Below are 26,145 nucleotides of genomic sequence, written 5' to 3' on the forward strand. Positions count from 1 at the left end.
CGCAACGAAGACACCGGACTTTCGGCGTTCAGAAAAGCGCCTCGCGACACGCCACGGAATTTCTCCATTTCCTCAAAGAATTGCCCCGGACATCTCGTCCTGCGCCGATGCGATTTGAACGAAAAACTGCCCCCCGGCACAGACGCCACACCAACGCTACTCAGACCTCGTTGCCCGTCGGGCAATCGAAGCGCCGGCGCAACGCCCGGGGATCAGCTCCCCCCCCATTCCTGCCGCTTGAGCGGACGGACTATCGAAACACAGCGCCCTCCTGTTTCGCGCGTTCTTCAAAACGTGCGCAGCGCTCGCGCAATTCCGCATTCTCCTTCCACAAACGACGATTCTCCACCGAGAGTTCCCGGCGTTCGTCCTCCAGACGATCCAGCCGATTTTCCATTCTGGCGCAGCGCTCGCACGACGCGGCAGACTCCGGCGCTCTGGACTCCTCCGCCTGCGAGGCCTGCGCCCCCTCCGTCGTGCAGCCCGGACGCATGGGCCCCCTGCCCATGAGAAGCCATTCCAGCCCCACGCCGGTCTTTGAACAGATTTTTAGTATGACGTCCACGTTGGGCAGATTTTCGTTCCGCTCATAAAAGCCCAAAGCTCCTTTGCTGATGCTGAGAATCCGGGCAAAGGCCTCCTGCGAAATGCCGCCCCGCGCCAGTTTTATGCGTTCTCCAAGAGTGTTCATAGGACAAACAACGTTCTGACAGCCAACATCCTGTTTTGAACTTTATCCTGCATGGGGCCTTAAACGGCTGCAAAAAGCATGAAAACAAGACGTTGGATAAAATTTTAAGTTTTGCCCTATAATTCTGCTTTACTTGAACAGAAAAATATTCTAAAAACAGATTTACGGGCGTTTACTGATCGTATTGACATTTCGACTTTAACCGCTACGTGTGGGAATATCAACGTCCAAATCCCATGAGATTTGGCAAAAACAATGGCGCTGCAAGGTTTCCGTTATAACAATTTTTACTAATAAAGACAGATAGATACGGTTTTGTTTTTCCTTGCTGTCTTCGAGCGTCGTTCTGAGAATCTTCTCGGAAAAACGCGGCGGTCGTCGTTTGCGCGAGATCTGCGCAGACGTTTCTCGTGTCCGCAGGGAAGCTCCGCCCATCGCATGCTTTAACCGGCGGCTTTTTGCGCCCTCTCCGCACGCTTTGCGCAGCGGAAAAAAACGGCCGCCTCGGAGCCTTGACGCGCCCGCAGGCGGGCAGCATGACCTCGGACCCCAGTTCGGACGGCAACGGCACGGCGCTTTTCACAACGCCCGTCGGTCTGCACCCGCCGCGCCTCCCCGTCCGAAAGCACCCCGCATTCCCCGCCCCTCTTCCCTGCTCTGCGCTTTGCGCAACATTCTGCTCTTCGCCGCTCGTCCGGTTTCGTTCCGGCGCACTCCTCTTCCGCCTCCGTTCTCAACCGTACCGTGCCTTTCCGGCATCGAAACGCCCATGTTCCGCCGTTGAGCCGCGCGCCTCGCACCGCCTTGCCTGCGCCCATCGCCGCGCTCACGCTTTTGCGCCGCTCCGCGCCCTTGTCCGCACTTTCTTCCGCGCCCGCGTCCGCCACGGTTGCGGCGCTCATCCATGCCTCCGCTGCCGCGGTGTTTGCCGCGCCCTCTCCAGCCGCCCCTGCCGTGCCCGCGCCTCCCGCTTCGACGACGTTTTTTCCCATCAACGGCCTCTCCTTCATCGCCGCGCCGAGGTCGCCCGCTTCCGCAAATTCCCCGCACTTCGGCCCGCAACAGCCGCTCGCGCCTTTGTCCTCCGGCCAGTCTCACCCGCACAGGCCGCCGCAGATATCCGCAAGGCAGGTCTCGATGTTCCCTTTCCGCGAAAAAGTCGTCCGCTCAACGCCCGCCCGGTCGAAACGCCGCTCTCCGCCTTGTCATCACGCCCCGCACTTTGCTCCGATCCGCGCCGCATCATGCAGCTCCATCGCCTGCTTCTGCGACGCGCCGTTGCCGTTATCATCGCATCATCATTGAAAAAATACTTCCACAATCATTGTTTTTCCGTCGCCATGCATGCAACAGTTCGCCAAAACGCCGACGCTTCTTTTTCGCCTCATCCGAAAACAGTTGATTTTCCCGAGTTCAACATGATAAAGAAACAGCGAACTCTCATTATCATGCTGTTGTTGCATATGCGCGATTAGTATAACATACTTTTTAAAAATATCTTTTGTTTCAACAACATAAAAAATCCAGGGGCCTTTCGATGAAACACGCCTCTTTCACGGACGAAGAGAAAAAAAGACAGGTCATGGAACTGACCAGTCTTTTTCTGCACAAGCACTACGGCGAGAACAGCACGGAACTTCTGCTCGCCCACCTCGACGACGTGTTCAGCTGGGTAGGCGCGGCGGAACACGAATATTCGGCCGATCCCGACGTGGTGGCCAGCACCCTGCGCTCCTTTGCGGGCAAAGTGCCCCATTGCAATATTTCCGACGAGCATTACGACGTCATTCAGCCCATGCCGGACATCTTCATCTGCTCCGGAACGTTGTGGGTGTCCACGTCGCCCGCGTCCGAAACGTATCTGCGCGTGCATCAGCGCATCAGCACCGTGTTCCGCTGGAGCGAAAAAGGCCCCCGATGCTGTCACCTGCACCTCTCCAATCCCTACGACGAAATGGATGAAGGCGACGTCGGATTCCCGGAAAAAATGTCGCTCGAATCCCGCCGCTACTTTCAGGAACAAATCGCACTGCAGAAAAAACAAATCGAGGAACAGCACGCCTTCATCGTTCACATGTACGTGGAAGACCTCTCCACCGGCCTGCACAACAGAAACAAATTCAATCAGGTATGCGAAAGCCTGCACGGCAGGGACTGCGGAAGGCTCGGCATTGCCTACTTCGATCTCAACGGTCTGAAGAAAACCAACGATCTGCACGGACATCAGGCCGGCGACGCGCTCATCCGGCGCACGGCCGAACATCTGCTGTGCCACTTCGACAAGAAAGCCTACCGCATCGGCGGCGACGAGTTCGTCGTCATCGACACCGAATCCGACAAGGACACCTTTCACGGCCTGGTGCAGGCCACGGCCCAGGCCATGCACAACGACGACATCTCCGTGGCCCACGGCGTTTCCTGGCGCTCGGAACACGGCAACATCGACGAACAGCTCAACGAGGCCGACAGAAACATGTATCTGGCCAAGCGCGAATTCTACGCCCGCTCGGAAAACAATCGCAGGCAGCGCTGAACCAAACGCCCTCCGCTCCGAAGACGGCCGGCTCCGGGGAGGCGGCCATCCGCGGCTTCCGCCGGAGCATGTCGCCCCGGAGTCTGCCTCCGCGCCCGACGTCGCGGGTTCGCGCCCGGAGTCATGAGCCTATGCCCTACGTCGCGGGTCTCCGATCCCGCCGGGGGAAACGCCGTTCCTTCGTCCGTGCGTCGGCGTTCCCGGCCATGAGAAAGAACAGACTGCGGGGAACGTTGGCACAACCGGGCCGCCCTTCCGCGGAACTGTCTCAGGCCCGGCTTTCCATGCCCTCGCAGGCGCCCGCTGCTGCGCATGGACGAAAACCTGGCCCGTCATCGCGCTTTCCGTCCTCCGAAAACACCGTTTCCGCCTTCCTCCGCGCCGGTGCTTGAACCGGCAGCCCTCCGCAAGGCGTCCTTTTTCCCTCTGCCGGCGGGGGAACAGCTGACGCAGAGCAAAAAGATTGCCGCAAAAGCATGTCTTTTCCCTCTCCCGCGTGAAAACAGCCGCGCCCGGTGCGCCGCATGACGTGCGTGTTCGATGCGCCGCACGGCAGAGACACATATGCCCTGCTCTATCCCCGGCTGCCATTCCCCCAGGCAGCGCAGACTGCGATTTCTCAAGCAGCGTGGGCGGTCTGCCGGACTCTTCGGGAGAAACGGCGTCGGCGCAGCCTGCGTTCTTCCGAACCGCCAGGAACATTCAGCGTGGGGACGTGGAGACATTTTTCTCGAACAGCGAGGGAATTTCACGGCGAGGGACTTCTCAGAACCCTGCCCCGCGCGTTCCGTCCTGCCATCGGAATATTCGCGCAGTAAAAGAACCGGCCATGCGTCGCCCGCTGCTGCCATGCTTCCCCGTTGCAGAGCGCAAAAAAGGCGGCGTGAAGCACGCCGCCTTTTCCATACTCACATTGCAGCCGCAGGCTAGGCGACTTCTTCCGCCTTTTCCTCAACCTCGCCGTGATGAATGGGAGCCTTGAACTGCATGTTGTACAGCGTGCGGTACTGACCGCCCGGAATGGCCATGAGTTCCTCGTGCGTGCCGAGTTCCGCAAGATGGCCTTCGTGAATGACGGCAATGCGGTTGGCGTTCTTCACCGTGGACAGGCGATGCGCAATGACGAACACGGTCTTGTCGCGCATGAGGTTGTCGATGGCGCGCTGCACGATTTCTTCCGACTTGTTGTCCAGCGCGGACGTGGCTTCGTCGAGAATGACGATGGGCGCATTCTTGACGAAGGCGCGGGCAATGGCCACGCGCTGCTTCTGGCCGCCGGAAAGCAGAATGCCGCGTTCGCCGATGTAGGTGTCCACGCCCTTTTCCAGCGAGTCGATGAACTCGGAAAGACAGGCGCACTGCAGGGCGCGCTGCACGTCTTCATCCGTGGCCGAGGGATTGCCGAGCAGAATGTTGTCCTTGATGGTGCCGTCGAAAAGGAAGTTGTCCTGAAAGACCACGGCAATGTGCTGACGCAGATCGTTGAGGCCGAAGTCGCGGATGTCCACGCCGTCTATCTTGATGCTGCCGCCGGTCACGTCGTAGAAGCGGGGCAGCAGGCTCACGAGCGTGCTCTTGCCGCCGCCGGAATTGCCCACAAGCGCCAGCATTTCGCCCACGCGCACGTCGAGATTGATGTCGTGCAGCACTTCCACGCCCTTGGTGTAGGAGAAGCACACGTGCTCGAAGGTGACGTTGCGCTTCACGGCAGGCAGCGACACGGGATGTTCCTTTTCCGTGAGCGCCCTGGGACGTTCCAGAATCTGGAACACGCGGTCGATGGCCAGAAACGACTGCTGCACCGAAACCGCCACGTTGGTAATGTTCTTGAGCGGCGTATAGAGCATGAGCAGCGCGGTGATGAACGACACGAAGTTGCCGGCCGAAATGGTGCCCTGCACGATGAGCCAGCTGCCGAGCGCGATGGCGAGGCCGAGGCCGATGGAAATGACGAAGTGCATGAACGGCGTGATCCACGCGGTGCGGCGCGTCATGGCCACGGTAAGGGTGAACACGTCGTCGAGCAGGCCGTTGAAGCGCTTTTTCTGGCGATCCTGAAGGTTGTAGGCCGCGATGGTGCGGTTGCCGGAAAAGGTTTCGTTATAGGTGGTGTTGAGCTGGAACATGCAGCTGTTGTTGCGCGAAACCAGCGAGGTGAGCAGCTTTTTCACCTTGGTGAGCGGAGCCACGGCCACCACGAGAATCACGATGGCCAGAATGGAAAGCTGCCACGAGTTGTAAAGCAGCACGCCGATGAGCGCGATGGAAGAGCAGATTCTGGTGATGAAGCTCTTCAGATTGCCGAGCAGACCGGAACAGGCGAGTTCGGCGTCGGAATTGAAGCGGAAGAGCACCTCGCCGGAGGTGGTCTTGTCGAAGTAGGAAGGCTCGATTTCCACGAGCTTTTCGTAGAGTTTCGCCTTGAGCCCCAGAGTAAGCTTGCCGCCCACCCACGCATTGAGATACGCGCCGCCGAAGTTCAGCAGGCCCTGCACCGTGGTGAAGCCCACGATGAGAATGGGAATGTACCACGGCGATTCCATGCTCTTGCCCACCACGACCACGTCGGTATAGGGCTTGAGAAAGAGCGCAATGACGGCATCGAGACTGCCGACGGGCACGCAGATGAGCAGAGAAAGCAGCGCCATGGGCCAGAAAGGCTTGATGAACGGCCACATGCGCTTGTAGTTCCTGGCGAACTGGTTTTTCTCCATCATCTGCCTGACGTCAATTTTTTTCATAGACAACTTCCGTTGAGGCGGGTTCAGGGAAAGCCGTCGCGCCGAAATCGCGCGCGGCACAGGATGTGGAAAGGCCATGGTAGCCCCTATGGGCCGCCATGGCAAGAAATCTCTCCACCGCTATTCCACGGTCACGCTTTTGGCGAGGTTGCGCGGCTGATCCACGTCCTTGCCGAGGTAGTCCGCCATCTGATAGCTGAAAAGCTGGAGCGCAGGCAGCGCGAAGAAGCAGGAAATCACCGGATGCGCCGCAGGCAGCACCCACAGCTCTTCCACGGAACGATCCGGAACCTTTCCGTTTTTCTCCTGCACGAGAGCGATGACTCTGCCCTGTCTCGCCAGCACTTCCTGAATGTTGGACTTCACCTTGGGAAAGAGCGCGTTGTCGAGCGCGAGCGCAAACGTGGGGAACTGCGGATCAATGAGCGCAATGGGACCGTGCTTCATTTCGCCCGCGGCGTAGCCTTCGGCGTGAATGTAGGAAAGTTCCTTGAGCTTGAGCGCGCCTTCCAGCGCGAGCGCGTGGCACTGACCGCGGCCGAGATAGAAGAAGCTGCGCGAAGAGGCAAAGCGCAGGGCGAGCTGTCCGGCCCGCTCCTGCATGGCCGGAAGCGCGGCCGAAAGCTTTTCCGGCAGCGCGTGCAGCGCGGCAAGCAGTTCCCTGTCGAACACGGCCGGCGTGCGGCGCTGCCCGTAGTAGAGCGCCATGAGCGCCAGCAGCACCATCTGACTGCACATGGCCTTGGTGGACGCCACGCTGATTTCAGGCCCGGCCTGCGTGTAGAGCACCACGTCCGCCTCGCGCGCAATGGACGAGCCCACCACGTTGCAAAGACCGATCACCCGGCAGCCCTTTTCTTTGGCAAGACGCAGCGCGGCCAGCGTGTCCGCCGTTTCGCCGGACTGGCTGATGACCATCACCGCTTCCCCCGGCAGCAGAATGGGATCGCGGTAGCGGAACTCCGAGGCGATGTCGAGATCCGTGGGAATGCCGCCCACGTTTTCCAGAAGCTGCTGTCCCCAGAGACCCGCGTTGTACGACGTGCCGCAGGCCACAATGTGCAGACGCGTGGGCACGGGAATGTCGTCGAGCTCCTGAAGGTGCACGGAAAGCGCGCCGTCGCTCCCTTCCATCACGCGGCCGGTGAGGCAGTCGGTGATTACGCGCGGCTGCTCCATGATCTCCTTGAGCATGAAGTGCTTGTAGCCGCCCTTGGCCGCGGCCTGCATGTCCCACGGCACATGGCTCACGCTCTTTTTCACGGGCGAAAGATCGGCCAGCGAAAACACCTGCCATTTCGCGCCCTCGATGCGGGCCACTTCGCCGTCTTCCAGAAACACCACTTCGCGGGTGTAGGGCAGAAAAGCCGGAATGTCGGAAGCCACGAAGCATTCGCCCACGCCCACGCCCATGAGCAGAGGCGCGGCCATGCGCGCTGCGTAGATGACGCCCGGTTCCTCCACGCCCATCATGACCACGGCGTAGGCGCCGTGCGCGCGGCGCAGCGCGCGGGCAAAGGCCTCGCAAAGGCTCGGCGCGCTCTTGCGCTCCTCGCCGATGAGATGCGCCAGCACTTCGGTGTCGGTGTCGGAAAGGAAGGTGTGCCCCCTGGCGGACAGTTCGTCCTTGATTTCCTGAAAGTTCTCAATGATGCCGTTATGGATGATGGCGATGTCCCCATCCTGCGAGAGATGCGGATGAGCATTCTTCTCCACGGGCAGGCCGTGCGTGGCCCAGCGCGTGTGACCGATGCCGGAAGTGGCCAGAAGATAGGCGTTGTTTTCCAGCTTGGCCTCCAGTGCCGCCAGCTTGCCCGCCGCCTTCACCACCTGGAGGCGGCCCGCCTGCTCAAAGGCCACGCCGGAAGAGTCGTAGCCCCGGTATTCCAGACGATGCAGCCCCTCCACCAGAAGGGGAACGGCAGGACGATGCCCGCTGTAGCCAATGATTCCGCACATATGAGGACTCCTGTTTCAGGGAAAATATATCGTCCTTATACTAGGGGAAGGCCCGGGGGGCAAGTACCGAGTGAAGACAAAATATTTCAGCATGTTGAAAGAGATTCCCGGGAGAAATCTCCACGCATTCCGTCTTCCTCGCCGACGAGCGCCGCCCCGCGCCTTTGCTTCTTCCGCAGGCGACGCTTTCTCCCTGCATCCGCCCCCGTCGCGCCTGTTCCTTTGCCTGCTGCGCCTTTTTCGCGCGGAGCAGGATTCCGCCGCATCCCGCGCTCATCCCTCTGCGTCCGCTTTTCCCACTCCCTCAAAATTTATCGCTGCGCCGAACGGCATCATGCCTCCAGGCCTTCTCCCGCTCCCCGCAGCGTTGCGCCCTGCCCTTCTCCGGAACGTCGTCCGTCCGGCAGAAAAAAGACCCGCTCTCCGAAAAGAACGGGTCTTTGTCATGACGCGGAAAAAACGCTACTTCGCGGCGGGAGCCTTTTCAGCGGGAGCCGCGGCCTTGGGAGCGGTGGCCTTGTCGGCAGGAGAGGCAGCCTTGGGATCCGCAGCCTTGGCGGAATCGGCGGAAGCCTTGTCGGCGGGAGCGGTGGCGTTGCCGGGTTCGGGCAGCGCAGGCTTTTCCAGAGAAGGAAGCTCGCCGAAGGTGGCGGGATCGGCGTCGAGAATGGCCTTCACGGCTTCCGTCATATCCACTTCGGGAGCGTAGGAAGGCATGACTTCGTCGCTGAACAGACCAAACAGACCGTGCTCGGTCTGGCACTTTTCAAAGGCTTTCTTCATTTCGGTCTGCATCACGTTCATCACGTGTTCCTGATCCTGCTTGATGACGTTCTGCAGGAAATAGACGCGGCTCTGCAGCTGCTTCTGCAAACGCTGCACTTCGGCCTCGTTCTTGTCCTTCTGCGCCTTTTCGACCTTCTGCTGAAGTTCGGTCAGAACGGCCATGGCCTTGTTTTCCAGTTCGCCGACGCGGGCTATGCCCTGCTTGCCGAGCTTCGTATCCTGATACAGCTTGGAAATCTGCACCACGCCGAACTGAGGAACGGGCTTCTGGGGCTTGGCTTCTTCGTTGCAGCCGCCGAGCAGCGCCAGCATGGACACAAGGGCAAGAGCGGAAACTATGTTTCTGTTCATTATTGTCATCTCCTGTGGTGAAATATCCCGATCTCCGTAGCCGGAGCGGAAATGTCCTGAAAGAGATACGCTTTTTGCCCGTTCTCGGCAATGGGGCGAGACGGGGAAAAATTTTGCGCGCGGCAAAAACCCCGCCCTTGACACCGACGCCCGGCAAGAGCATTCCCAGCTTATGGGGAACGTTCAACGCATTCCCCCGAAGTTCGGCCTTCTTTCCCGCAAAGCGGCAAACGGCGCGCCCGCACGAAGAAGACCACACCAACGCGCCCCATACCTGCGAGGCTACGCATGGCAGACCCCAGATCGGAAGCGGCCATAGAAAAACTGAGAGCGGAAATTGACGCCATAGACGACGAAATGCTCACCCTCGTGCGCCGACGCTTCAACCTGAGCCGCCGCATCATGACCGACGAACACCGCTACGGCATGCCCGTGGAAGTGTTCAGCCACGACAGAGAACAGCAAACCATCGACCGCCTGAAAAAACTCAACGAAGACTCCGACTGCCCCATGCGCAGCGCCCATATCGGCAACATCTGGCAAATGATCTTCTCCTGCACCCGCGTGGGCTGGTGAGAGAGGAAGATGTTAGGCGGGGGAAGGGAGGGAACCTTTTGAAAAAGTTTCCCTCCCTTCCCCCGCGCCCCATCCCACCTTTCAAAACTTTTTAATTTTTGAAGGGGGGGGAACCGGATGATGGAAGGAAAGCGAAAGTCAGAAAAATGCCACAGGGGATAAGGAATCATTAAACCGCCCCCGGCCTTTTTTTCTTTACGACAGCAATACCAAAACGAGGTTTCTCCCCTCGTTTTCTCCATCGCCAGCGATACCCTGTCATCACTGATGCGGGAACACTATCGGCTTGCGGTCACTATCGACACGCACGGCACAATTATTTCACGCGCCCGGCGTCCGCAACGTCCCGTTTGCGCAAGACATGCTCTACGCTCTGCGGAACTTGCACGACGGGCATTGCGTTTAACGGCGGGAGTGAATCCCGCCTGCTTATGCCCGTCGGCCGGGCTTCTGACGTCGCCCGGGGCCCCAGAGCGTTGAAAAGCGGCCCTTCTGCCCGCACTCCCCCTCCCCTTTGCCTCGGGCATAATCTTCCCGTTCACCCTGTCCTGCCGAACCGGCGAAGCCGGGAGGCAGAATCAGGGGGGCACGGGGGGAATTATTTCTGACCTTGCAGTTCTCCCGAAAAACTCGCAGGCCCGTTTGCGCAAGACACGCTGTACGGGCTGCATCACTTGCACGACGGGCATTGCGTTTAACGGCGGGAGTGAATCCCGCCTGCTTATGCCCGTCGGCCGGGCTCCTGACGTCGCCCGGGGCCCCAGAGCGTTGAAAAGCGGCCCTTCTGCCCGCACTCCCCCTCGCCCTTTGCCTCGGTCATAATCTTCCCGTTCACCCTGTCCTGCCGAACCGACGAAGCCGGGAGGCAGAATCAGGGGGGTGCGGGGGAAATTATTTCTGACCTTGCAGTTCTCCCGAAAAACTCGCAGGCCCGTTTGCGCAAGACATGCTCTACGCTCTGCGGAACTTGCACGACGGGCATTGCGTTTAACGGCGGGAGTGAATCCCGCCTGCTTATGCCCGTCGGCCGGGCTCCTGACGTCGCCCGGGGCCCCAGAGCGTTGAAAAGTGGTCCTTCTGCCCGCACTCCCCCTCGCCCTTTGCCTCGGGCATAATCTTCCCGTTCACCCTGTCCTGCCGAACCGGCGAAGCCGGGAGGCAGAATCAGGGGGGCGCGGGGGGAATTATTTCCCCCGCATGCCTTTCCTGCCTTTCCTCTCTTCCTGCCTTTCTTCCTACTCCAGCAGGGAGACGGAGGCTTCGATGACGCCGGCGATCAGCATGACGAGGATGGGGTTCATTCTGGCCTTGAGGAGGAGGGCCAGGCTGAAGGCGAACAGGGCGACGAGGCGCAGGTTGATGTCCTGCAGGGAGGAGAAGGCTTCATGGTTCCAGAAAGCCGACATGAGGATATCCACGCCGGAGGCGGCGATAAGGGCCACCACGGCCGGGCGCAGGATGTCGAACACGCCTTGAAGCAGGGTCATGTCCCTGTATTTCAAGTACATTTTAGCCACCAGTGTGACGATGAAGCAGGCCGGGAGCACGCAGCCTGCGGTAGCGATGACGGCTCCGGGCAGACCTGCCAGGCGCGTGCCCACGAAGGTGGCCGCGTTGACCGCGATGGAGCCGGGCGTCATTTGCGATATGGTGACGAGATCGGTGAACTCACGCATGGACAGCCATCCGTAGTTTCCCACCACCTCGCCCTGAATGAGCGGCAGGGCCGCGTATCCGCCTCCGAAGCTGAACGCGCCTATCTTGAGAAAACAGAAAAAAATATCCCAGTACATCATTGTTTTCTGCTCCTCATGAGGCGCATGGCGTGTACGAGCCCCACGCCGATGCACGCCAGCACCACATAAATCACGTTGATGCGGAGGCACACCGCCGCAACAAGCGCCCCCGCCATGACGAGCACTGCCGTCAGATCGCGCTTTTTCACGTATCCTTTCGCCATGTCCCACACCACGGCGAAAATCACGGCTCCCACGCCGGCCTGCATGCCCAGAAGCAGCCGCTTCACGAGTTCGTTGTCGCCGACGGCACGATAGCCCAGCGCAATCAGCGATATGATGACCAGCGGCGGAATCGTGGTGGCCACCACCGTGATGAGCATGCCCAAAAGTCCTGCCAGCTTGTAGCCCACCACGATGGCCCCGCTGATGGCTATGGAGCCGGGCGCCGTTTCCGCTATGGCCACGAGATCCAGCATTTCATCGTTCTCTATCCAGTGAAACTTGTCCACAAACGTCTTCTTCATGAGAGAAACGATGACGTAGCCTCCCCCGAAGGTGAACGCGCTCAGTTCCAGCGTGGAAAAAAACAGCTTCCATAAAAGTCCGCGTTGCCCTGCCATGTCGTGCTCCTTTGAGCAGCAACCATGAATCGGATTGATTAAGAAGTAAAATAGTATTATCTGATGAAATCCATAACCGTTTAATTATGTATCGCCATGACGCTCCGACATCTGCATATTTTCGTGACGGTGTTTCAGGCCGGAGGCATCACGAGGGCGGCGCATATTCTTCACGTGGCGCAGCCGTCCATAAGCCTCGCCGTGCATGAACTGGAAGAACACTACGGCGTGCGCCTGTTTGAACGCACAGGACGAAAAATCGTTCCCACCGAATGCGGCAGAAGCTTCTACGGCTACGCGCTGCACATTGTTTCCCTGTTCCGCGACATGGAACACCACATGGCCGACTGGAACAGCGCCGGAACCCTGCGCATAGGCGCAAGCATCACCGTGGGAACCCATGTGCTCCCCGCCCTGCTCGATCGCTGCAAACAGCGATTTCCCGATATCCGCGCCGAAGTCGTCATCAACAATTCCGCCACCATAGAACGCTTCGCCGTGGATAACGCCATTGACGTGGGACTCATCGAAAACAATCCCGAACACCCGGATATCCACAGCACCCCGTTCAGAAAGGACCGCCTCTGCGGCATCGCTCCGCCCGGTCACCCCCTCGCCGGTCGCTCCGGCGTCACCCTGCCGGAACTCGCCAGATTCCCCCTGCTCCTGAGAGAAAAAGGAAGCGGCAGCCGAGAAATCCTCGACGCCTGCTTCGCCCTCGATCAGCTCTCCGTCCGTCCCCTCTGGGAAAGCGTCAGCAACCAGGCCATCATCAGCGGCGTCGCCGCAGGCCTCGGCGTCGCCGTGCTCTCCGAACTGCTCGTCGCCCCCGGCGTACACACCGGCCGCGTCAGCCCCTTCTCCCTCCAGCCAGCCCTCGAACGAAACTTCATCATCATCCGACACAAAAGCAAATACCTCACCCCGCCCCTCCAGGCATTCATTGAACTCTGTCTCGACGGAAAAAATTAGGAAGGGGATCAGGAAAGAGCCTCGGGGCGCTGCCCCGAACCCCGGAAAGGCAGAAAGAAAGGAAAGGCATGCGGGGGAAATAATTCCCCCCGCGCCCCCCTGTTTCCGCCTCAGGCTTCGCCCTCGGCGGGCGGGAGTGCGGTTGCAGGATAAGTCGCGAACGCCGGACGCACGGCAGAAAGGAGCGCAAGGCCTGGGCGTGCTCGGCCGGCGCTGTTCGGACTGCGGACGCAGTGCAGGTGTGCGCTGCTGCGCCCACCTGCGGTGGCCGACTCCTGTCCGGCCTGCGCCGGACAGTCGTATCAAAGGAAAGGATTTCCAGATGTTTTTTGGGAAGGAAGAAACGGCGAAGGCTGACAATGCAGACCGAAAAATGTCTTCTCAACGATCTGGGGCCCGCGACCTGTCTTCAGACGGTCGCGCCGACGGGCATAAGCAGGCGCACTTCCGGCATTAAACGCAATGCCCGTTGTGCAGGTTCCGCAGGCGTACAGCGCGTCCTGTGAAAACGGGCCGCAGCGCCCAGCCGGGCGTTATTTGTCCTGGCTCGCGGGTTCGGGTTCCGCCTCGACCTTCTTCGGATGGCTGAACATGCTTCTGCGGCGTTTTTCCGCGGCCGAGTAAATGAGCTGGAACACGTACTCCTCAAGGCCGCTGCGGGCCTCGCCGGGAAGATCGACAAGCGCGGCCTCGGCTCTGGCCATGGTCTTGTGCCCGCCGCCACCGCCCACGCCGGTGAACACGCACGACGCCACGGCGCCGAGATCCATTTTGCCGTAGCCGCCGCGGAACACCACGATGACCCTCCCGGCGCTCACGCCGCACACTGCCACCCAGCGCAGACCGTGAACCTTGAGGAAGAAATCGGCAATGACCACGAGAATGTCCGAACTTTCCACCTTGCCGAGCCACACGTAGCTGCCGCGTCCGCAGGGACGCAGCGTTTCAAAGGCGCGCGAGAAGTACGGAAGCCATTCGGGCATGTATTCGCTGCGAAGGATGCGGTTCATGAGATTGGCGTCGCCGAAGCGGCTCAGATAATGATAGGCGCGCAGATCCACGTCGGTGCAGCCTCGGCCGAAGGTGGCGGTGTCGGTGCGGATGCCGTATTGCAGCGCGGTGGCCAGCAGCCTTGCGGGGCGAATGCCTGCGGAATAGAGGTATTCGGTCATCATGGTGCTCACGGAGCCGTAGTCGGGACGGATGTCCTGAAACGGCGCGGAGCAGGGTTCCGCGGCCTTGGGATGATGATCGATGACCACGGAGAACTCCAGATCCGCGAACGCCGGATTGTGATGCGCCTGCGAATCGACCAGGGCGAAGCGCTGGAACTTCCTGCGCATGGAAGGACGCCACTTCACCACCGGAATGTTCAGATACCGGATCATGGCCAGATTGTCCGGCCGGGTGATTTCGTTGGTGCGGGCGATGGTCACGCTCTTCACTTTTGAGCGTATGATGCGCTGAAGGGCCATGGCGCTGGCAAGAGCGTCGGGGTCGGCGGTGATGAGTATGGCCCACGACTCTTCCCTGACAAGCAGAGCCTGAAGCTGCGCAAGCTGCGCGGAAAGTACGCGGAAATAAGCCATAATCTTCTGCTCCTACGATTTTCGGTTGCGCACGAATTCCAGTGCTTCCCGAAAGAGCTTCTGCTCGAAGCGCTGCGGCAGTCCGTCGAGACAGCGTTCCGCCTTGTCGAGGTATTCGTCGGCCATGGCGCGGGATTCGGCGTCGAAGCCGAGACGGCGTATGTCCGCGGCAATGCGCGCCCTGTCCTCAGGGGTGAAGGAGCCGTTGCGGAACTTCTCGCAGAATCCCTCTCTGTCGCAGCGGGGCAGGAACTCCAGATATTTCATGATAGGCGGCGTGAACTTGCCCTCTTCCAGATCGCCGGCGGTGGGCTTGCCGGTTTCCGCTTCGTCGGCGAAATCGAGGGCGTCGTCCACCATCTGGAAGGCGATGCCGAGGTTCAGACCATAGTCGGAAATGGCGTCCACGTCCGCAGGCGACGCCTTGGCGTACAGCGCGCCCAGACGGCACGAGCCGCGGATGAGCCAGCCCGTTTTTCCGGCCACGACGTCCACGTATTCCGCGTGGCTGTGCGAGAGCGAATGCTGAAGCGCAATTTCATGGGTTTCGCCCGCGGCGGTCATGAGCACCGATTCCGACACGCAGGCGAGAAGCTCGGGCCTGCCGAACGACGAGGTCTTGTGACTTGCCGCGGCGAGCAGCGCATCGCCCGCGAGAATGGCCCGCGGCACGTCGTAGAGCACGTGCGCCGAAACCCGGCCGCGGCGCGAGGATGCGCCGTCGAGCACGTCGTCGTGCAGCAGCGTGGCGACGTGAATCATTTCGGGAATCACGGCCACGTCGTAGAGGCCGTCGCCTTCCGCTCCGAACAGGCGCGCCGAGGCGAGCGTCATGAGCGGACGAAGGCGCTTGCCGCCCGCAAGAAGCACATGTCCAACAATATCGCGCAGAGGCGCGGGCATGGCGGCCAGTTCCCTTTCCAGAGCGGCGTTGACCTTCACCTGCTCGTATTTCAGCACGGACACAAACGTTATCATAAATTCAGACCTTTGCCCTGCGGGCGTCGCGGAGAATCTTTCCCTACGTTTTGAACGCATTTTTCATTCTTCGCAAGCATTTTCGTCCCGCTGTTCCCGCAAAGCCCGGCGCCGCACGGCATGAGAAGGCAAAAACCCTCTTTACAAGTCGGCCGATACCTAGGATACTGCCCCGATGAATTTCAATTTTTCCCTCTTCCTCACCGCGCTCGGCCTGGCCTGCGTTCTCGAAGCGCTGCCCTGGCTCATTTCGCCCGGCAAAACGCGTCAGACGCTTCTCGAAATGCTCTCGCTGCCTGAAGAGACGCTGCGCAGGGGAGGCATTTTCCTCATGGTTCTCGGCGTTGCCGTGTGCGCCGCGGGCCGTTTTCTCCGTGGAGACTGACATGAATATCGACGCCCTCATTCTCGCGGCCGGCAAGGGCACGCGCATGCCCTCCCCCAGGCCCAAGGTGCTCCAGACGCTTCTTGGCGAAACCATGCTTGCGCTGGTCACGTCCACGCTGGCGGCCATGCCCCGCGTGAACCGCATTCTCACTCTGGTGGGCAACGAGGCCGACATGGTTTCCGCCGAGGCCGCCCGCACGGCCGAGAGGCTGGGCATTGCCTCCTCCTGCATCCGGCAGGAAAAGCAGCTCGGCACCGGCCACGCCCTCATGACCGCCATGCCCGAGCTTGACGGCGACGGCTGCGTGCTCGTGGTGAACGGCGACGCGCCCCTCGTCACCCCCGAGGTGCTCAATCACTTTCTCGACGCCGCAGAAGGCGCGGACGCGGCCTTTCTGAGCCTCGAACTCGAAGACGCCGCCGCCTACGGCCGCGTGGTGCGCCGCGAGGGCAGGGTGAGCGCCATCGTGGAGGCCAGGGACTTCGATCCCGCCCTCTACGGCCCGCTCGAAGACGCGCACGAAGTGAATACGGGCATCTATCTCTTTTCTCTGCCCGCGGCGCGCCGTCTGCTGCCGCGCCTCACCTGCGACAACCGCGGCGGGGAATATTACATTACCGATCTTGTCGCGCTGGGCCTCGCCGAAGGCATGGACGTGCGCGGCATACGCGCCGAGGGCGCGGGCTGCGAAAAAACGGCCCTGCTCGGCGTGAACATGCCCGCGGAACTCGCCGCGGCCGAAGAAATTCTCGCCAAGCGCCGCGCCGACGAACTGCTCGCTTCGGGCGTGGTGCTGCATGCTCCCTCGCTCGTGCGCGTAAGCCCGCTCTCCCGCGTGGAAAAGGGCGCGGAAATCTTCGGCCCCTGCGAAATCTACGGCGACAGCGAAATCAAAAGCGGCGCGCGCATTCTCTCGCACTGCGTGCTGCGCGACGCCCGCATCGACGGCGGCACGGAGATCCGCGAATTCTGCCACATCGAAAAGGCGGAAGTGAAAAGCGGCGCGCTCATCGGCCCCTACGCAAGACTGCGTCCGCAGGCCTTCGTCGATGAAAACGCCCACGTGGGCAACTTCGTGGAACTCAAGAAGACCCGCCTAGGCAAGGGCTCGAAGGCCAATCACCTCACCTACCTCGGCGACGCCGAAGTCGGCCCGGGCGTGAACTTCGGCGCGGGCACCATCACCTGCAACTACGACGGAAAAAACAAGTTCCGTACCGTGATAGGCGAAGGCTGCTTCATCGGCAGCAACACGGCGCTCGTGGCCCCCGTGACCGTGGGCGACAACGCCCTCGTCGGCGCGGGCTCCGTCATCGTGGAAGACGTGCCTGCCGGAAAGCTCGCCCTCGGCCGGGGCAGACAGGTCATCAAGGAACGCAGAAAGTGACGCGGCGCGCAAGACGCGGCGCAAAACTTGACTATTGCCCCCGGAATCTCCATTCTTTGCAACGCGACGACGCTCCGGCCCGCCGCATGCTTCCAACAGCAAGGAGTCATCAATGTCTTGTCGTATATTGAACATCAAGTCGCCCGCCGACGCGGAAGCCGCCGAGCTGTTCCGCCGTCTGGCCGAACGCGGCAATCCCGCCGACGGCAACGGGCAGGATGTGGAAAATCAGGTGCGCGCCATTCTCGCGGACGTGCGCGAACGCGGCGATCAGGCGCTCATCGAGCGCACCCGCCAGTTCGACGCCCCCGACATTGAACCGCCCCTCGCCGTTCCGCAGGAAGAACTCGCCCGCGCCGCGGCTTCCATTTCCGGCGAAGAACGCAGCGTCATCGTGGAAGCAGCCTCGCACATCCGCACCTTCCACGAGGCCCAGAAGGACAAATCCTGGTTCATCACCCGCGAAGACGGATCCATTCTCGGTCAGAAGATCGAACCCGTGGACCGCGCCGGTCTCTACGTGCCCGGCGGCAAGGGCGGCAACACCCCCCTCATCTCCTCCATGCTCATGGGCGCGATTCCCGCGCAGGTCGCAGGCGTGAAGGAAATCGCCGTGGTCACGCCCCCCCGCGCCGACGGCACCCTCAATCCCTACATGCTCGCCGCCGCCTACCTGCTCGACATCAATGAAGTCTATCGCGTGGGCGGCCCCTGGTCCATCGGCGCGCTCGCCTACGGCACCCAGGAAATCCGTCCCGTGGACGTCATCGCAGGCCCGGGCAACATCTTCGTCACCACCGCCAAGAAGCTCGTGCAGGGCAAGGTCGGCATCGACATGATCGCCGGTCCCAGCGAAATTCTCGTGCTTGCCGACGAAAGCGCCAATCCTGAATGGGTCGCCGCCGACATGCTCTCCCAGGCCGAACACGACAAGCTCGCCTCGGCCATTCTCATCACCACGAGCTCTCTGCTCGCCGATCGCGTTTCCGCCGCCCTCGACCGCCGCGTGGCCGAACTGCCCCGCGTCGACATCGCCCGCGCCTCCCTCGAAAACTGGGGAGCCATCATCCTCGTGCCCGACCTTTCCGTGGGCGTGGACATGGCCAACCGCATCGCCCCCGAACACATGGAACTCTGCACCTCCTCTCCCTGGGAAGTGCTGCCCGCCATCCGCCACGCCGGCGCCGTGTTCATGGGCCAGTATTCCCCCGAACCCGTCGGCGACTACTACGCAGGCCCCAATCACGTGCTTCCCACGCTCGGCACGGCCCGCCACTCCTCCGCGCTCAGCGTGCAGACCTTCTCCAAGCGCACCAGCATAGTGGCGGCTTCGGCACAGTTCACCAGCGCCCACGCCTCCTCCATCGCCCTGCTCGCCAGGCTCGAAGGTCTGGAAGCTCACGCCCGTTCCGTGGAACTCCGCGGCTGATCCCGCCGCCCACCAACGCCCTTCACTCACGAGGTTTCCCATGAAACAGCTTCCCTATCCCGTTATCACCACCACCGACCTTCCCGGCTTCAAGCTCCACTCCAAGGGCAAGGTCCGCGACATCTACGATATCGACGAAAACACCCTTCTGCTCGTCACCACCGACCGCATGTCCGCCTTCGACGTCATCCTCGGCGAACCCATTCCGTGGAAGGGCGTCATTCTGAACCAGCTCACCCTCTTCTGGATGAACAAGTTCGCCCACCTCATTCCCAACCACATCATCGAATCCGACGTGGACAAGTATCCGGCTTCGCTCCAGCCCTACCGCGATCAGCTCGTCGGCCGCTCCGTGCTCGCCAAGAAGGCACAGCCCCTCAAGGCCGAATGCATCGTGCGCGGCTACATCGCCGGTTCCGGCTGGAAGTCCTACAAGAAGGACGGCACCCTCTGCGGCGTGCATCTGCCCGCCGGCCTGAAGGAATCCGACAAGCTGCCCGAAATCATGTTCACCCCCTCCACCAAGGGCGAAATGGGCACCCACGACGAAAACATCAGCCTCGAAAAGATGCGTGAAATCGTCGGCAAGGACCTCGCCGACAAGGCCGCCGAAACCTCCCTCGCCATCTACCGCGAAGCCTCGGAATACGCCGCCAGCCGCGGCATCATCATTGCCGACACCAAGTTTGAATTCGGCATCGTGGACGGTCAGCTCACCCTCATCGACGAAGTGCTCACCCCCGATTCCTCCCGCTTCTGGCCCGCCGACAGCTACGAACCCGGCCACAGCCAGCCCAGCTTCGACAAGCAGTACCTGCGCGACTGGCTCGAAACCCAGGTGTGGGACAAGACGCCTCCGGCTCCCGCCCTCACCCCCACCGTGCGCGACACCACCGCGGAAAAATATCAGGAAGCCTTCCGCCTCATCACCGGCCGCTCCCTGTAACCTCCCCAGGCAACCATCAGAAAAGGAGAGGAATACCTATGATTCTTGAAGGAAAAAAAGCCGTCATCTTCGGCGTGGCCAATAAGCACAGCATCGCCTACGGCATCTCTTCCGCCTTCCGCCGCGAAGGCGCTTCCCTGGCGTTCAGCTACCTCAACGACGCCCTCAAAAAACGCGTCGAACCCATTTCCGAAGAACTTTCCGGCGACTTCACCTTCCCCTGCGACGTCTCCAGCGACGAAGACATCGCCCGCTCCGCCGAACTCGTGAAGGAAAAGTGGGGCAAGGTGGACGTGCTCGTCCATTCCGTGGCCTTCGCTTCCAAGGACGACCTCAAGGGCCGCTACCTCGATACCTCCCGCGACGGCTTCAAGCTCGCCCTCGACGTGTCCGCCTACTCCCTCGTGGCCCTCTGCAAGGCCTTTGAACCCCTGCTCAACCCCGGCGCCTCCGTCATCTGCATGACCTACTACGGCTCCGAAAAAATGATCCCCAACTACAACGTGATGGGCGTCGCCAAGGCCGCCCTTGAAGCCTCCGTGCGCTACCTCGCCACCGACTTCGGACCCGTCAACGTCCGCGTCAACGCCATCAGCGCCGGCCCCATCCGTACCCTCGCGTCCTCCGGCATCTCCGACTTCCACCAGATCGGCGCCATGTTCGAAAAACGCGCCCCCCTCCACCGCCTCGTCACCATCGACGAAGTCGGCAACGCCGCCGCCTTCCTCGCCTCCGACCTCGCCTCCGGCGTCACCGGCGAAATCCTCTACGTCGACAACGGCTTCCAGAGCACCGCTCTGTAAGAGAGAAAAGGCAGAAAGGCAGAAAAGACAAGAAAGACAGGAAAGGCATCGGGGGAGATAATCTCCCCCGAACCCCCATAATTTGCGGGACGAACCCTCTCGGGTCCGTCCCGCAGCTTTTTGGGTGTACGGAAGCGATTTCCCACGCCTTCACGTCTTTTCACTTCCCCTCAGGCACAGGTTCCCTCCCTTCTGCTCAAAACTTCTCCTCAGATCAACAACGACCTTCTCTCTCGAAAGTTCCCTCCCGTCCGTCAGCGGGTCTCTCCGTCCCTCCCCTGCTCAAATTTTCCCTCTGTCTGCGTCCCCACGCCCAGTTTGCGCAAGACATGCTGTACGGTCTGCGGGACTTGTACGACGGACATTGAGTTTAACGCCGGAAGTGAATTCCGGCTGCTTATGCCCGTCGGCCGGGCTCCTGATGTCGCCCGGGGCCCCCAAAACGTTGAGAGAACACTTTCCGGTCTACATTGACCACCCTTAATGTTCCCCCCCCAAAAAAAACATCTGGAAATCTCTTCCTTACTCACGACTGTCCGGCGCAGGCCGGACAGGAGTCGGCCACCGCAGGTGGGCGCAGCAGCGCACACCTGCACTGCGTCCGCGGCCCGAACAACGCCTGCCAAGCTCCCCGGAATCCGCAGTTCCCGCCTTTCCAAACTTCCGCGCCCTTGCCTTCCCGTTCACCCTGTCCTGCCGAACCGGCGAAGCCGGAAGGCAGAAACAGGGGGGCGCGGGGGGAATTATTTCTGACCTTGCAGTGTCCCGAAGAGTACGCAGGCTCGTTTGTGCAAGACACGCTGTACGGGCTGCGGGACTTGTACGACGGGCATTGCGTTTAACGGCGGGAGTGAATCCCGCCTGCTTATGCCCGTCGGCCGGGCTCCTGATGTCGCCCGGGGCCCCAGAGCGTTGAGAGAACGCCTTCCGGCCTTCACTCTCCCCCTCGCCCTTTGCTCCGCGCATAGTCTTCCCGTTCACCCTGTCCTGCCGAACCGGCGAAGCCGGAAGGCAGAAACAGGGGGGCGCGGGGGGAATTATTTCCCCCGCATGCCTTTCCTGCCTTTCCTGCCTTTCTGTCTTTTCTGCCTTTCCGTGGGCTCTTCCGCCTGGGGGGAGATTAGGGTAGAGTTGGGGGAAGGGCAGGAAGTTCAGCAAGGAGGTTGGTCATGGACTGGATGGACAGTTTAGGCACGGTTCTGATTATTGTGCTGGCGCTTTTGGCGGCCATGGCGATACGCCGGGGCGGGGGCACGACGTCGTGCTGATTCCGGGTTGATCCGCTGAGCATGCGTGACATGCGAAAGAACGACACGGAAGGAACGAAAAAAGACGAAGGTGGCAAGGAGAGCGGGCAAAAGCGCTGACTGCGCACTTGCTCTCACATGCAAGCTGATTTATGCTCAAGGCTCCGGGCGTTATGACGTTCGGAGTCTTGTTTTTCCGGATCGGCACCTTTCCGCTGTCGCGGCGGAACGGGGGGCGGGGTGCGTCTTTCGTTTTTGCGTTGCGGCTCGCCGTTCCGGCAATCCGGTGGGCCCGTTTGCCCAGACGAACAAAGGATACCGCCATGAAAGCCCGTTTTCGACTTTTCCTTCTTCTTTCCGTGTGTCTTGCCATGCTTGTATCCGGCTGTTCGCTGCTGGAAAAGCAGCGTCTGCCGTTCCAGAGGCAGGACGAAGTCACGATGTGGGTCAACAGCATTGCCGGGCTCCCAGGCGTGGAACAGGGGCGGCGCGCCGAAATCGTCTGGAAGAATCCTTCGTCCTCTCAGGCGCTGAAGATTCGCGCGCTTTCCATTGCCGCGAGTCGTCCGGGCAGGCAGGGGTATCCCGCCAGGAAGGAACTCGCCTCGCTCTACGCCGCCGCCACGGCCGATCAGCGCTCCACCTGGGAAACCATGTACTGGCACGACCTCGACGCCATGGACAGCGATTCCCTCAGAAAGCTCGCCTCGTCCGTGTCTGCCGATCAGGAAAAGAGCTTCCCCTGGAACCTCGTCATGCTCAAGGCCGCGCGTCGCGGTCTGGTTTCCGATCCTTCGGCCGTGCTCTCGCGGCTGTCCAATCCCATGCTCTACGCCTCTCCCTCCATGCTCGGACTCGGACAGGTTCCTGAAGTGAGTCAGAGCGGCCCGGTGAGCGTGGCGCTCGTCATTCCTCAGACGGGTTCCGCCTCGGCCCTCGGCCGTCAGGTGGCCGCAGGCGCGCAGGCCGCCGTGGACGATCTGCGCCTCTCCGGCAAAAACGTGGATCTGCGCATCATCGACACCGGCCTCACCGGATGGCAGCAGGCCGTGCAGTCGCTGCCGCCTCAGTTCGTCATGGTGGGCGGCCCGCTCATTCCCGGCCGCTACAAGGCCGTCAAGGCCGCCGCTTCCGGCCGCGCCCTCTTCTCCTTCACGGCGTCGCTGCCTTCCGGCGACGAAGGCGTGCATGCCTGGCGCTTCTTCGCCAGCCCTGAAGATCAGATCAAGGCCCTGCTCGACGGCGCGTCCTCGCTCGGCATCACCTCGTTCGGGGTGTTCAGTCCCGGCGATTCCTACAGCAAGCGCATGGGCGGCCTGTTCATGCAGGAAGCCGCCGCCCGCGGCTACTCCGTGACATCCGGCTCCTACACCGCCGGAAAAATGAACGCCTGGCCCAAGGAAGCCGGCGCCTTCGTGAAAACGCAGGTGGGCTCGCAGCGCGGCAGCATTCCCGTGGCCACCGCCGACTTTCAGGCCATCTTCCTGCCCGACAGCTGGAAGAACATGGACATGCTCGTCTCCAGCCTGCACTACAGCGGCGCGCAGAACCGGCTCATGATGGGAACCTCTATCTGGGAACAGAGCCTCGGCCCCACCAGCCGCAACAACGCCGCCACCTTCGCCCTCACCATCTTCCCCGGCGTGTGGAACGACAGACTTTCCGGCCCCGGCGTGAGCGCCTTCCGCAACGCCATGGCCGCCAAAAATCAGCGTACCGACGACTGGTCCGCCCTGGGCTTCGACTTCGTGCGCTTCGCCGCGGCTCTCAATCTGCAGCCCGGCTGGACCCCCGCTCAGCTCAACCGCGCCCTGGCCTCCGCGCCTTCCCTGGACTGGGCTTCCGCGCCCATGCGCTGGGACGCCTCGGGCAAGGCAAGTCGTCAGCTTTTCCTGTTCCAGCCTGCGTCCACCGGACACATTCCGGCCGACATGCAGACGATCAGAGACCGCCTCGCTTCCGGCGACCTCTCCGTTTCCGAACCCGCCGCGCCTGCCGCTCCTCAGCGGCCCGTGAGCTTCGATCAGCTCGTGGACTCCCTCAGCAAGTAACCGCGTTCCGCGCAACGCCCACAGCGCTGCGCGGAACTTCCCCGCGCGAAACACTCAGCGCCCCCGACGCCGAGATCAACGCGCCAGTTTCGACAGAACACGTCCAACCCACCCTGTAAAAGAGAAAAAACCGCATGTCTCTCGACAAAAACGACTTTCTGCACCTGTGCCGCCTCTCCCGGCTGGCCCCGGATCCCGCCGCGCAGGAGGAAATGGCGCAGCAGTGCTCCAGCATTCTTGCCTACATGGACAAACTTTCCGAACTCGACACCACCGGCGTGGAACCTTTGTATTCGCCCGTGATTCATGAATGCGCCTTCCGCGACGACGTTGCCGTGCGCCGCTGCGACCGCGCCGACATCCTCGCCGGAGCCCCCGCCACCGACGGCGCGTTCTTCATTGTTCCCCGTATCGTGGAGGGAAAATAAATGGCCGAACTGTTTGAACTTTCCCTCTGCGAGGCCCGCGACGCCGTGCGCCGCGGCGAAACCAGCGCGGAAGAACTCACCGCCGCCTGCCTCAAGCGCATCAACGAAACCGAACCCAGAATCAACGCCCTGCTCGCCCGTCGCGACGAAGAGGCACTGGAACAGGCCCGCGACATGGACAGAAATCGCCCGGCCGACCTCTCCGACAAGCCCCTCTGGGGCGTGCCCATGACCGTGAAGGACGCCATTACCCTCAAAGGCCTCCCCACCACCGCCGCCTCAAAAATTCTGGAAGGATTCCTCTCCCCCTACGACGCCCTCGTGGTCGAGCGCCTGAAACAGGCCGGAGCCGTCATTCTCGGCAAGAACAACATGGATGAATTCGCCATGGGTTCCACCACCGAACACTCCGCCTACAAGACCACCGCCAACCCCTGGGACGTTGCCTGCGTGCCCGGCGGCTCCAGCGGCGGTTCCGCCGCCAGCGTGTCCGCCTGCCAGTGCTTCGCCTCCCTGGGCTCGGATACCGGCGGCTCCATCCGTCAGCCCGCCTCCCTGTGCGGCTGCGTCGGCATCAAGCCCACCTACGGACGCGTGTCCCGCTACGGCCTGCTCGCCTACGCCTCCTCCTTCGATCAGGTGGGCCCGCTCGCCCGCACCGTGGAAGACGCCGCCGCCGTGCTCCAGGTCATTGCCGGTCACGACGAACGCGACAGCACTTCCTCCCCCGTGCCCGTGCCCGACTACCACGCCGCCATGACCAGCCAGAACGACCTCTCCGGCCTCACTCTCGGCATGCCGCGCGAATTCTTCGGACACAAGGGCCTCGACGAAGGCGTGGCCGCCGCCTGCAACAAGGCCGTGGAAACCGCCAAAGAACTCGGCGCCAAGGTAGTGGAAGTCTCTCTGCCCCACACGGAATACTCCATTGCCAGCTACTACATCCTCGCCGCCGCCGAAGCCAGCTCCAACCTCGCCCGCTACGACGGCGTGCGCTACGGACACCGCACCGCCAACCCCAAAAACCTCGAAGACATGTACACGAGCTCCCGCACCGAAGGCTTCGGCCCCGAAGTGCAGCGCCGTATCCTGCTCGGCTCCTACGTGCTCTCCGCCGGCTACTACGACGCCTACTACCGCAAGGCCGCTCAGGTGCGCCGCCTCATCCGGCAGGACTACCTCGACGCCCTCAACGCCTGCGACATGCTCCTCGCCCCCGTCTCCCCCGTCCCCGCCTGGCAGATGGGACACATGTCCGACGACCCGCTCCAGATGTACTTCATGGACATCTTTACCCTGTCCCTCAACCTCGCCGGCCTCCCCGGCCTCTCCATCCCCGTCGGTAAAAGCGGACACCTCCCCGTCGGCATCCAGCTCATGGGCCGCGCCTTCGACGAAGGCCGACTCTTCCTCGCCGGCGACAAGCTCACCCGCGCCCTCGGCACCCATAACCAGCACGCCCCGATGTAGAGAAAGGCAGGAAAGGCAGAAAAGACAAGAAAGGCATCGGGGGAGATAATCTCCCCCGAACCCCCATAATTTGCGGGACGAACCCTCGCGGGTCCGTCCCGCAGCATTTTTGGGTGTACGTCGAAGCTTCCCCCGTCTTTTTTCCTGTTTTTTTGCCTTCCTTCTGCTCCGTTCCTCTTTCTGTCCGCGCACCTCTCAGCATTGCCACACGCGCCAGTTTTCCCGCTTTCAACATTTGAAAAGCACTTCCTTCGACACGTTCGCTTCGAAACCAGCCATCGGAAACGAACGCCGCAACACATACCCCGATAAATGCCGACGCATTTTCGCCAGGCGTGCGGCTCCTCTATGCGGCGGAAAAGCTTACATCGTTCCAAAGTCGTTTTCTCCCAAAACTTCGCATCCCCTCTCCCCAAAATATCTGGAAATCCTTTCCTTTGATACGCCTGTCCGGCGCAGGC

At 61.5% G+C, this 26,145-nt stretch carries 20 protein-coding genes; 12 read left to right on the plus strand and 8 right to left on the minus strand.

Annotated features, from left to right (window positions below; genetic code table 11):
• Nucleotides 1-250: 250 nt before the first annotated feature.
• Nucleotides 251-691 carry a helix-turn-helix domain-containing protein gene (locus tag ABGT79_RS02565; RefSeq protein ID WP_346664878.1) on the minus strand — a complete coding sequence of 147 codons (441 nt, stop codon included), beginning with the start codon at nucleotides 689-691 and terminating at the stop codon, nucleotides 251-253.
• A 1,244-nt stretch (nucleotides 692-1,935) separates the two neighbouring features.
• Between ABGT79_RS02565 and ABGT79_RS02570 the strand changes: the two genes are divergently transcribed.
• Complete coding sequence (locus ABGT79_RS02570) at nucleotides 1,936-2,166, plus strand: hypothetical protein (RefSeq protein WP_346664879.1); 231 nt, start codon at nucleotides 1,936-1,938, stop codon at nucleotides 2,164-2,166.
• Between the two features lie 62 nt (nucleotides 2,167-2,228).
• Nucleotides 2,229-3,224 (plus strand): GGDEF domain-containing protein, encoded by a 996-nt coding sequence (locus ABGT79_RS02575; protein ID WP_346664880.1) that lies wholly within the window; start codon nucleotides 2,229-2,231, stop codon nucleotides 3,222-3,224.
• Between the two features lie 926 nt (nucleotides 3,225-4,150).
• On the opposite strand, the gene ABGT79_RS02580 is transcribed toward ABGT79_RS02575, so the two are convergent.
• The 3 genes from ABGT79_RS02580 to ABGT79_RS02590 all read right to left on the minus strand — a co-directional run bounded on the left by ABGT79_RS02580 (nucleotide 4,151) and on the right by ABGT79_RS02590 (nucleotide 9,061).
• Entirely contained in the window at nucleotides 4,151-5,965 is a 1,815-nt protein-coding gene (locus tag ABGT79_RS02580; protein ID WP_346664881.1) for an ABC transporter transmembrane domain-containing protein, read from the minus strand.
• Between the two features lie 120 nt (nucleotides 5,966-6,085).
• The gene (glmS, locus tag ABGT79_RS02585; RefSeq protein WP_346664882.1) at nucleotides 6,086-7,924 is read right to left on the minus strand and encodes a glutamine--fructose-6-phosphate transaminase (isomerizing); all 1,839 of its coding nucleotides are present in this window, start codon (nucleotides 7,922-7,924) and stop codon (nucleotides 6,086-6,088) included.
• Nucleotides 7,925-8,386: 462 nt separating this feature from the next.
• Nucleotides 8,387-9,061, minus strand: a complete 675-nt coding sequence (locus tag ABGT79_RS02590) for a hypothetical protein (RefSeq protein ID WP_346664883.1) — start codon at nucleotides 9,059-9,061, stop codon at nucleotides 8,387-8,389.
• Nucleotides 9,062-9,349: 288 nt separating this feature from the next.
• Between ABGT79_RS02590 and ABGT79_RS02595 the strand changes: the two genes are divergently transcribed.
• Nucleotides 9,350-9,637 (plus strand): chorismate mutase, encoded by a 288-nt coding sequence (locus ABGT79_RS02595; protein WP_294485293.1) that lies wholly within the window; start codon nucleotides 9,350-9,352, stop codon nucleotides 9,635-9,637.
• Between the two features lie 1,235 nt (nucleotides 9,638-10,872).
• Here the strand turns inward: ABGT79_RS02595 and ABGT79_RS02600 are convergent.
• On the minus strand, nucleotides 10,873-11,433 hold the full coding sequence (locus ABGT79_RS02600) for a chromate transporter (protein WP_346664884.1): 561 nt from the start codon (nucleotides 11,431-11,433) through the stop codon (nucleotides 10,873-10,875).
• Nucleotides 11,430-11,996 (minus strand): chromate transporter, encoded by a 567-nt coding sequence (locus tag ABGT79_RS02605; protein ID WP_346664885.1) that lies wholly within the window; start codon nucleotides 11,994-11,996, stop codon nucleotides 11,430-11,432. Before ABGT79_RS02605 ends, ABGT79_RS02600 begins: the two co-directional genes overlap by 4 nt.
• Nucleotides 11,997-12,092: 96 nt before the next feature.
• Between ABGT79_RS02605 and ABGT79_RS02610 the strand changes: the two genes are divergently transcribed.
• Nucleotides 12,093-12,968: a LysR family transcriptional regulator gene (locus tag ABGT79_RS02610; RefSeq protein ID WP_346664886.1), complete on the plus strand. Its 876-nt coding sequence runs from the start codon at nucleotides 12,093-12,095 to the stop codon at nucleotides 12,966-12,968.
• A 533-nt stretch (nucleotides 12,969-13,501) separates the two neighbouring features.
• Here ABGT79_RS02610 and ABGT79_RS02615 read toward each other — a convergent pair.
• Together ABGT79_RS02615 and ABGT79_RS02620 are read right to left on the minus strand one after the other, a co-directional pair.
• Nucleotides 13,502-14,557: a DHH family phosphoesterase gene (locus ABGT79_RS02615; RefSeq protein WP_346664887.1), complete on the minus strand. Its 1,056-nt coding sequence runs from the start codon at nucleotides 14,555-14,557 to the stop codon at nucleotides 13,502-13,504.
• Nucleotides 14,558-14,569: 12 nt separating this feature from the next.
• Complete coding sequence (locus ABGT79_RS02620) at nucleotides 14,570-15,535, minus strand: polyprenyl synthetase family protein (RefSeq protein WP_346664888.1); 966 nt, start codon at nucleotides 15,533-15,535, stop codon at nucleotides 14,570-14,572.
• A gap of 175 nt (nucleotides 15,536-15,710) precedes the next feature.
• Here ABGT79_RS02620 and ABGT79_RS02625 point away from each other — a divergent pair, with 175 nt between their 5' ends.
• The 8 genes from ABGT79_RS02625 (at nucleotide 15,711) to gatA (ending at nucleotide 25,684) form a co-directional block, all read left to right on the plus strand.
• A complete protein-coding gene (locus tag ABGT79_RS02625) occupies nucleotides 15,711-15,920 on the plus strand; it encodes a DUF2065 domain-containing protein (RefSeq protein ID WP_294485305.1) in 210 nt (69 codons plus the stop codon).
• Nucleotide 15,921: 1 nt separating this feature from the next.
• The gene (gene glmU / locus ABGT79_RS02630) at nucleotides 15,922-17,310 is read left to right on the plus strand and encodes a bifunctional UDP-N-acetylglucosamine diphosphorylase/glucosamine-1-phosphate N-acetyltransferase GlmU (protein ID WP_346664889.1); all 1,389 of its coding nucleotides are present in this window, start codon (nucleotides 15,922-15,924) and stop codon (nucleotides 17,308-17,310) included.
• A gap of 112 nt (nucleotides 17,311-17,422) precedes the next feature.
• A complete protein-coding gene (gene hisD / locus ABGT79_RS02635; RefSeq protein WP_346664890.1) occupies nucleotides 17,423-18,739 on the plus strand; it encodes a histidinol dehydrogenase in 1,317 nt (438 codons plus the stop codon).
• Nucleotides 18,740-18,779: 40 nt separating this feature from the next.
• Nucleotides 18,780-19,685: a phosphoribosylaminoimidazolesuccinocarboxamide synthase gene (locus ABGT79_RS02640; RefSeq protein ID WP_294489487.1), complete on the plus strand. Its 906-nt coding sequence runs from the start codon at nucleotides 18,780-18,782 to the stop codon at nucleotides 19,683-19,685.
• A gap of 38 nt (nucleotides 19,686-19,723) precedes the next feature.
• On the plus strand, nucleotides 19,724-20,488 hold the full coding sequence (locus tag ABGT79_RS02645; RefSeq protein ID WP_346664891.1) for an enoyl-ACP reductase: 765 nt from the start codon (nucleotides 19,724-19,726) through the stop codon (nucleotides 20,486-20,488).
• Nucleotides 20,489-22,058: 1,570 nt separating this feature from the next.
• Complete coding sequence (locus ABGT79_RS02650) at nucleotides 22,059-23,786, plus strand: ABC transporter substrate-binding protein (RefSeq protein ID WP_346664892.1); 1,728 nt, start codon at nucleotides 22,059-22,061, stop codon at nucleotides 23,784-23,786.
• Between the two features lie 134 nt (nucleotides 23,787-23,920).
• Nucleotides 23,921-24,214: an Asp-tRNA(Asn)/Glu-tRNA(Gln) amidotransferase subunit GatC gene (gene gatC / locus ABGT79_RS02655; RefSeq protein WP_294488225.1), complete on the plus strand. Its 294-nt coding sequence runs from the start codon at nucleotides 23,921-23,923 to the stop codon at nucleotides 24,212-24,214.
• Nucleotides 24,215-25,684, plus strand: a complete 1,470-nt coding sequence (gene gatA / locus ABGT79_RS02660; RefSeq protein WP_346664893.1) for an Asp-tRNA(Asn)/Glu-tRNA(Gln) amidotransferase subunit GatA — start codon at nucleotides 24,215-24,217, stop codon at nucleotides 25,682-25,684. It abuts the gene before it with no gap.
• Nucleotides 25,685-26,145 lie beyond the last annotated feature (461 nt).

Origin of the sequence: uncultured Mailhella sp. (assembly GCF_963931295.1) — a bacterium.
GTDB lineage: Bacteria > Desulfobacterota > Desulfovibrionia > Desulfovibrionales > Desulfovibrionaceae > Mailhella.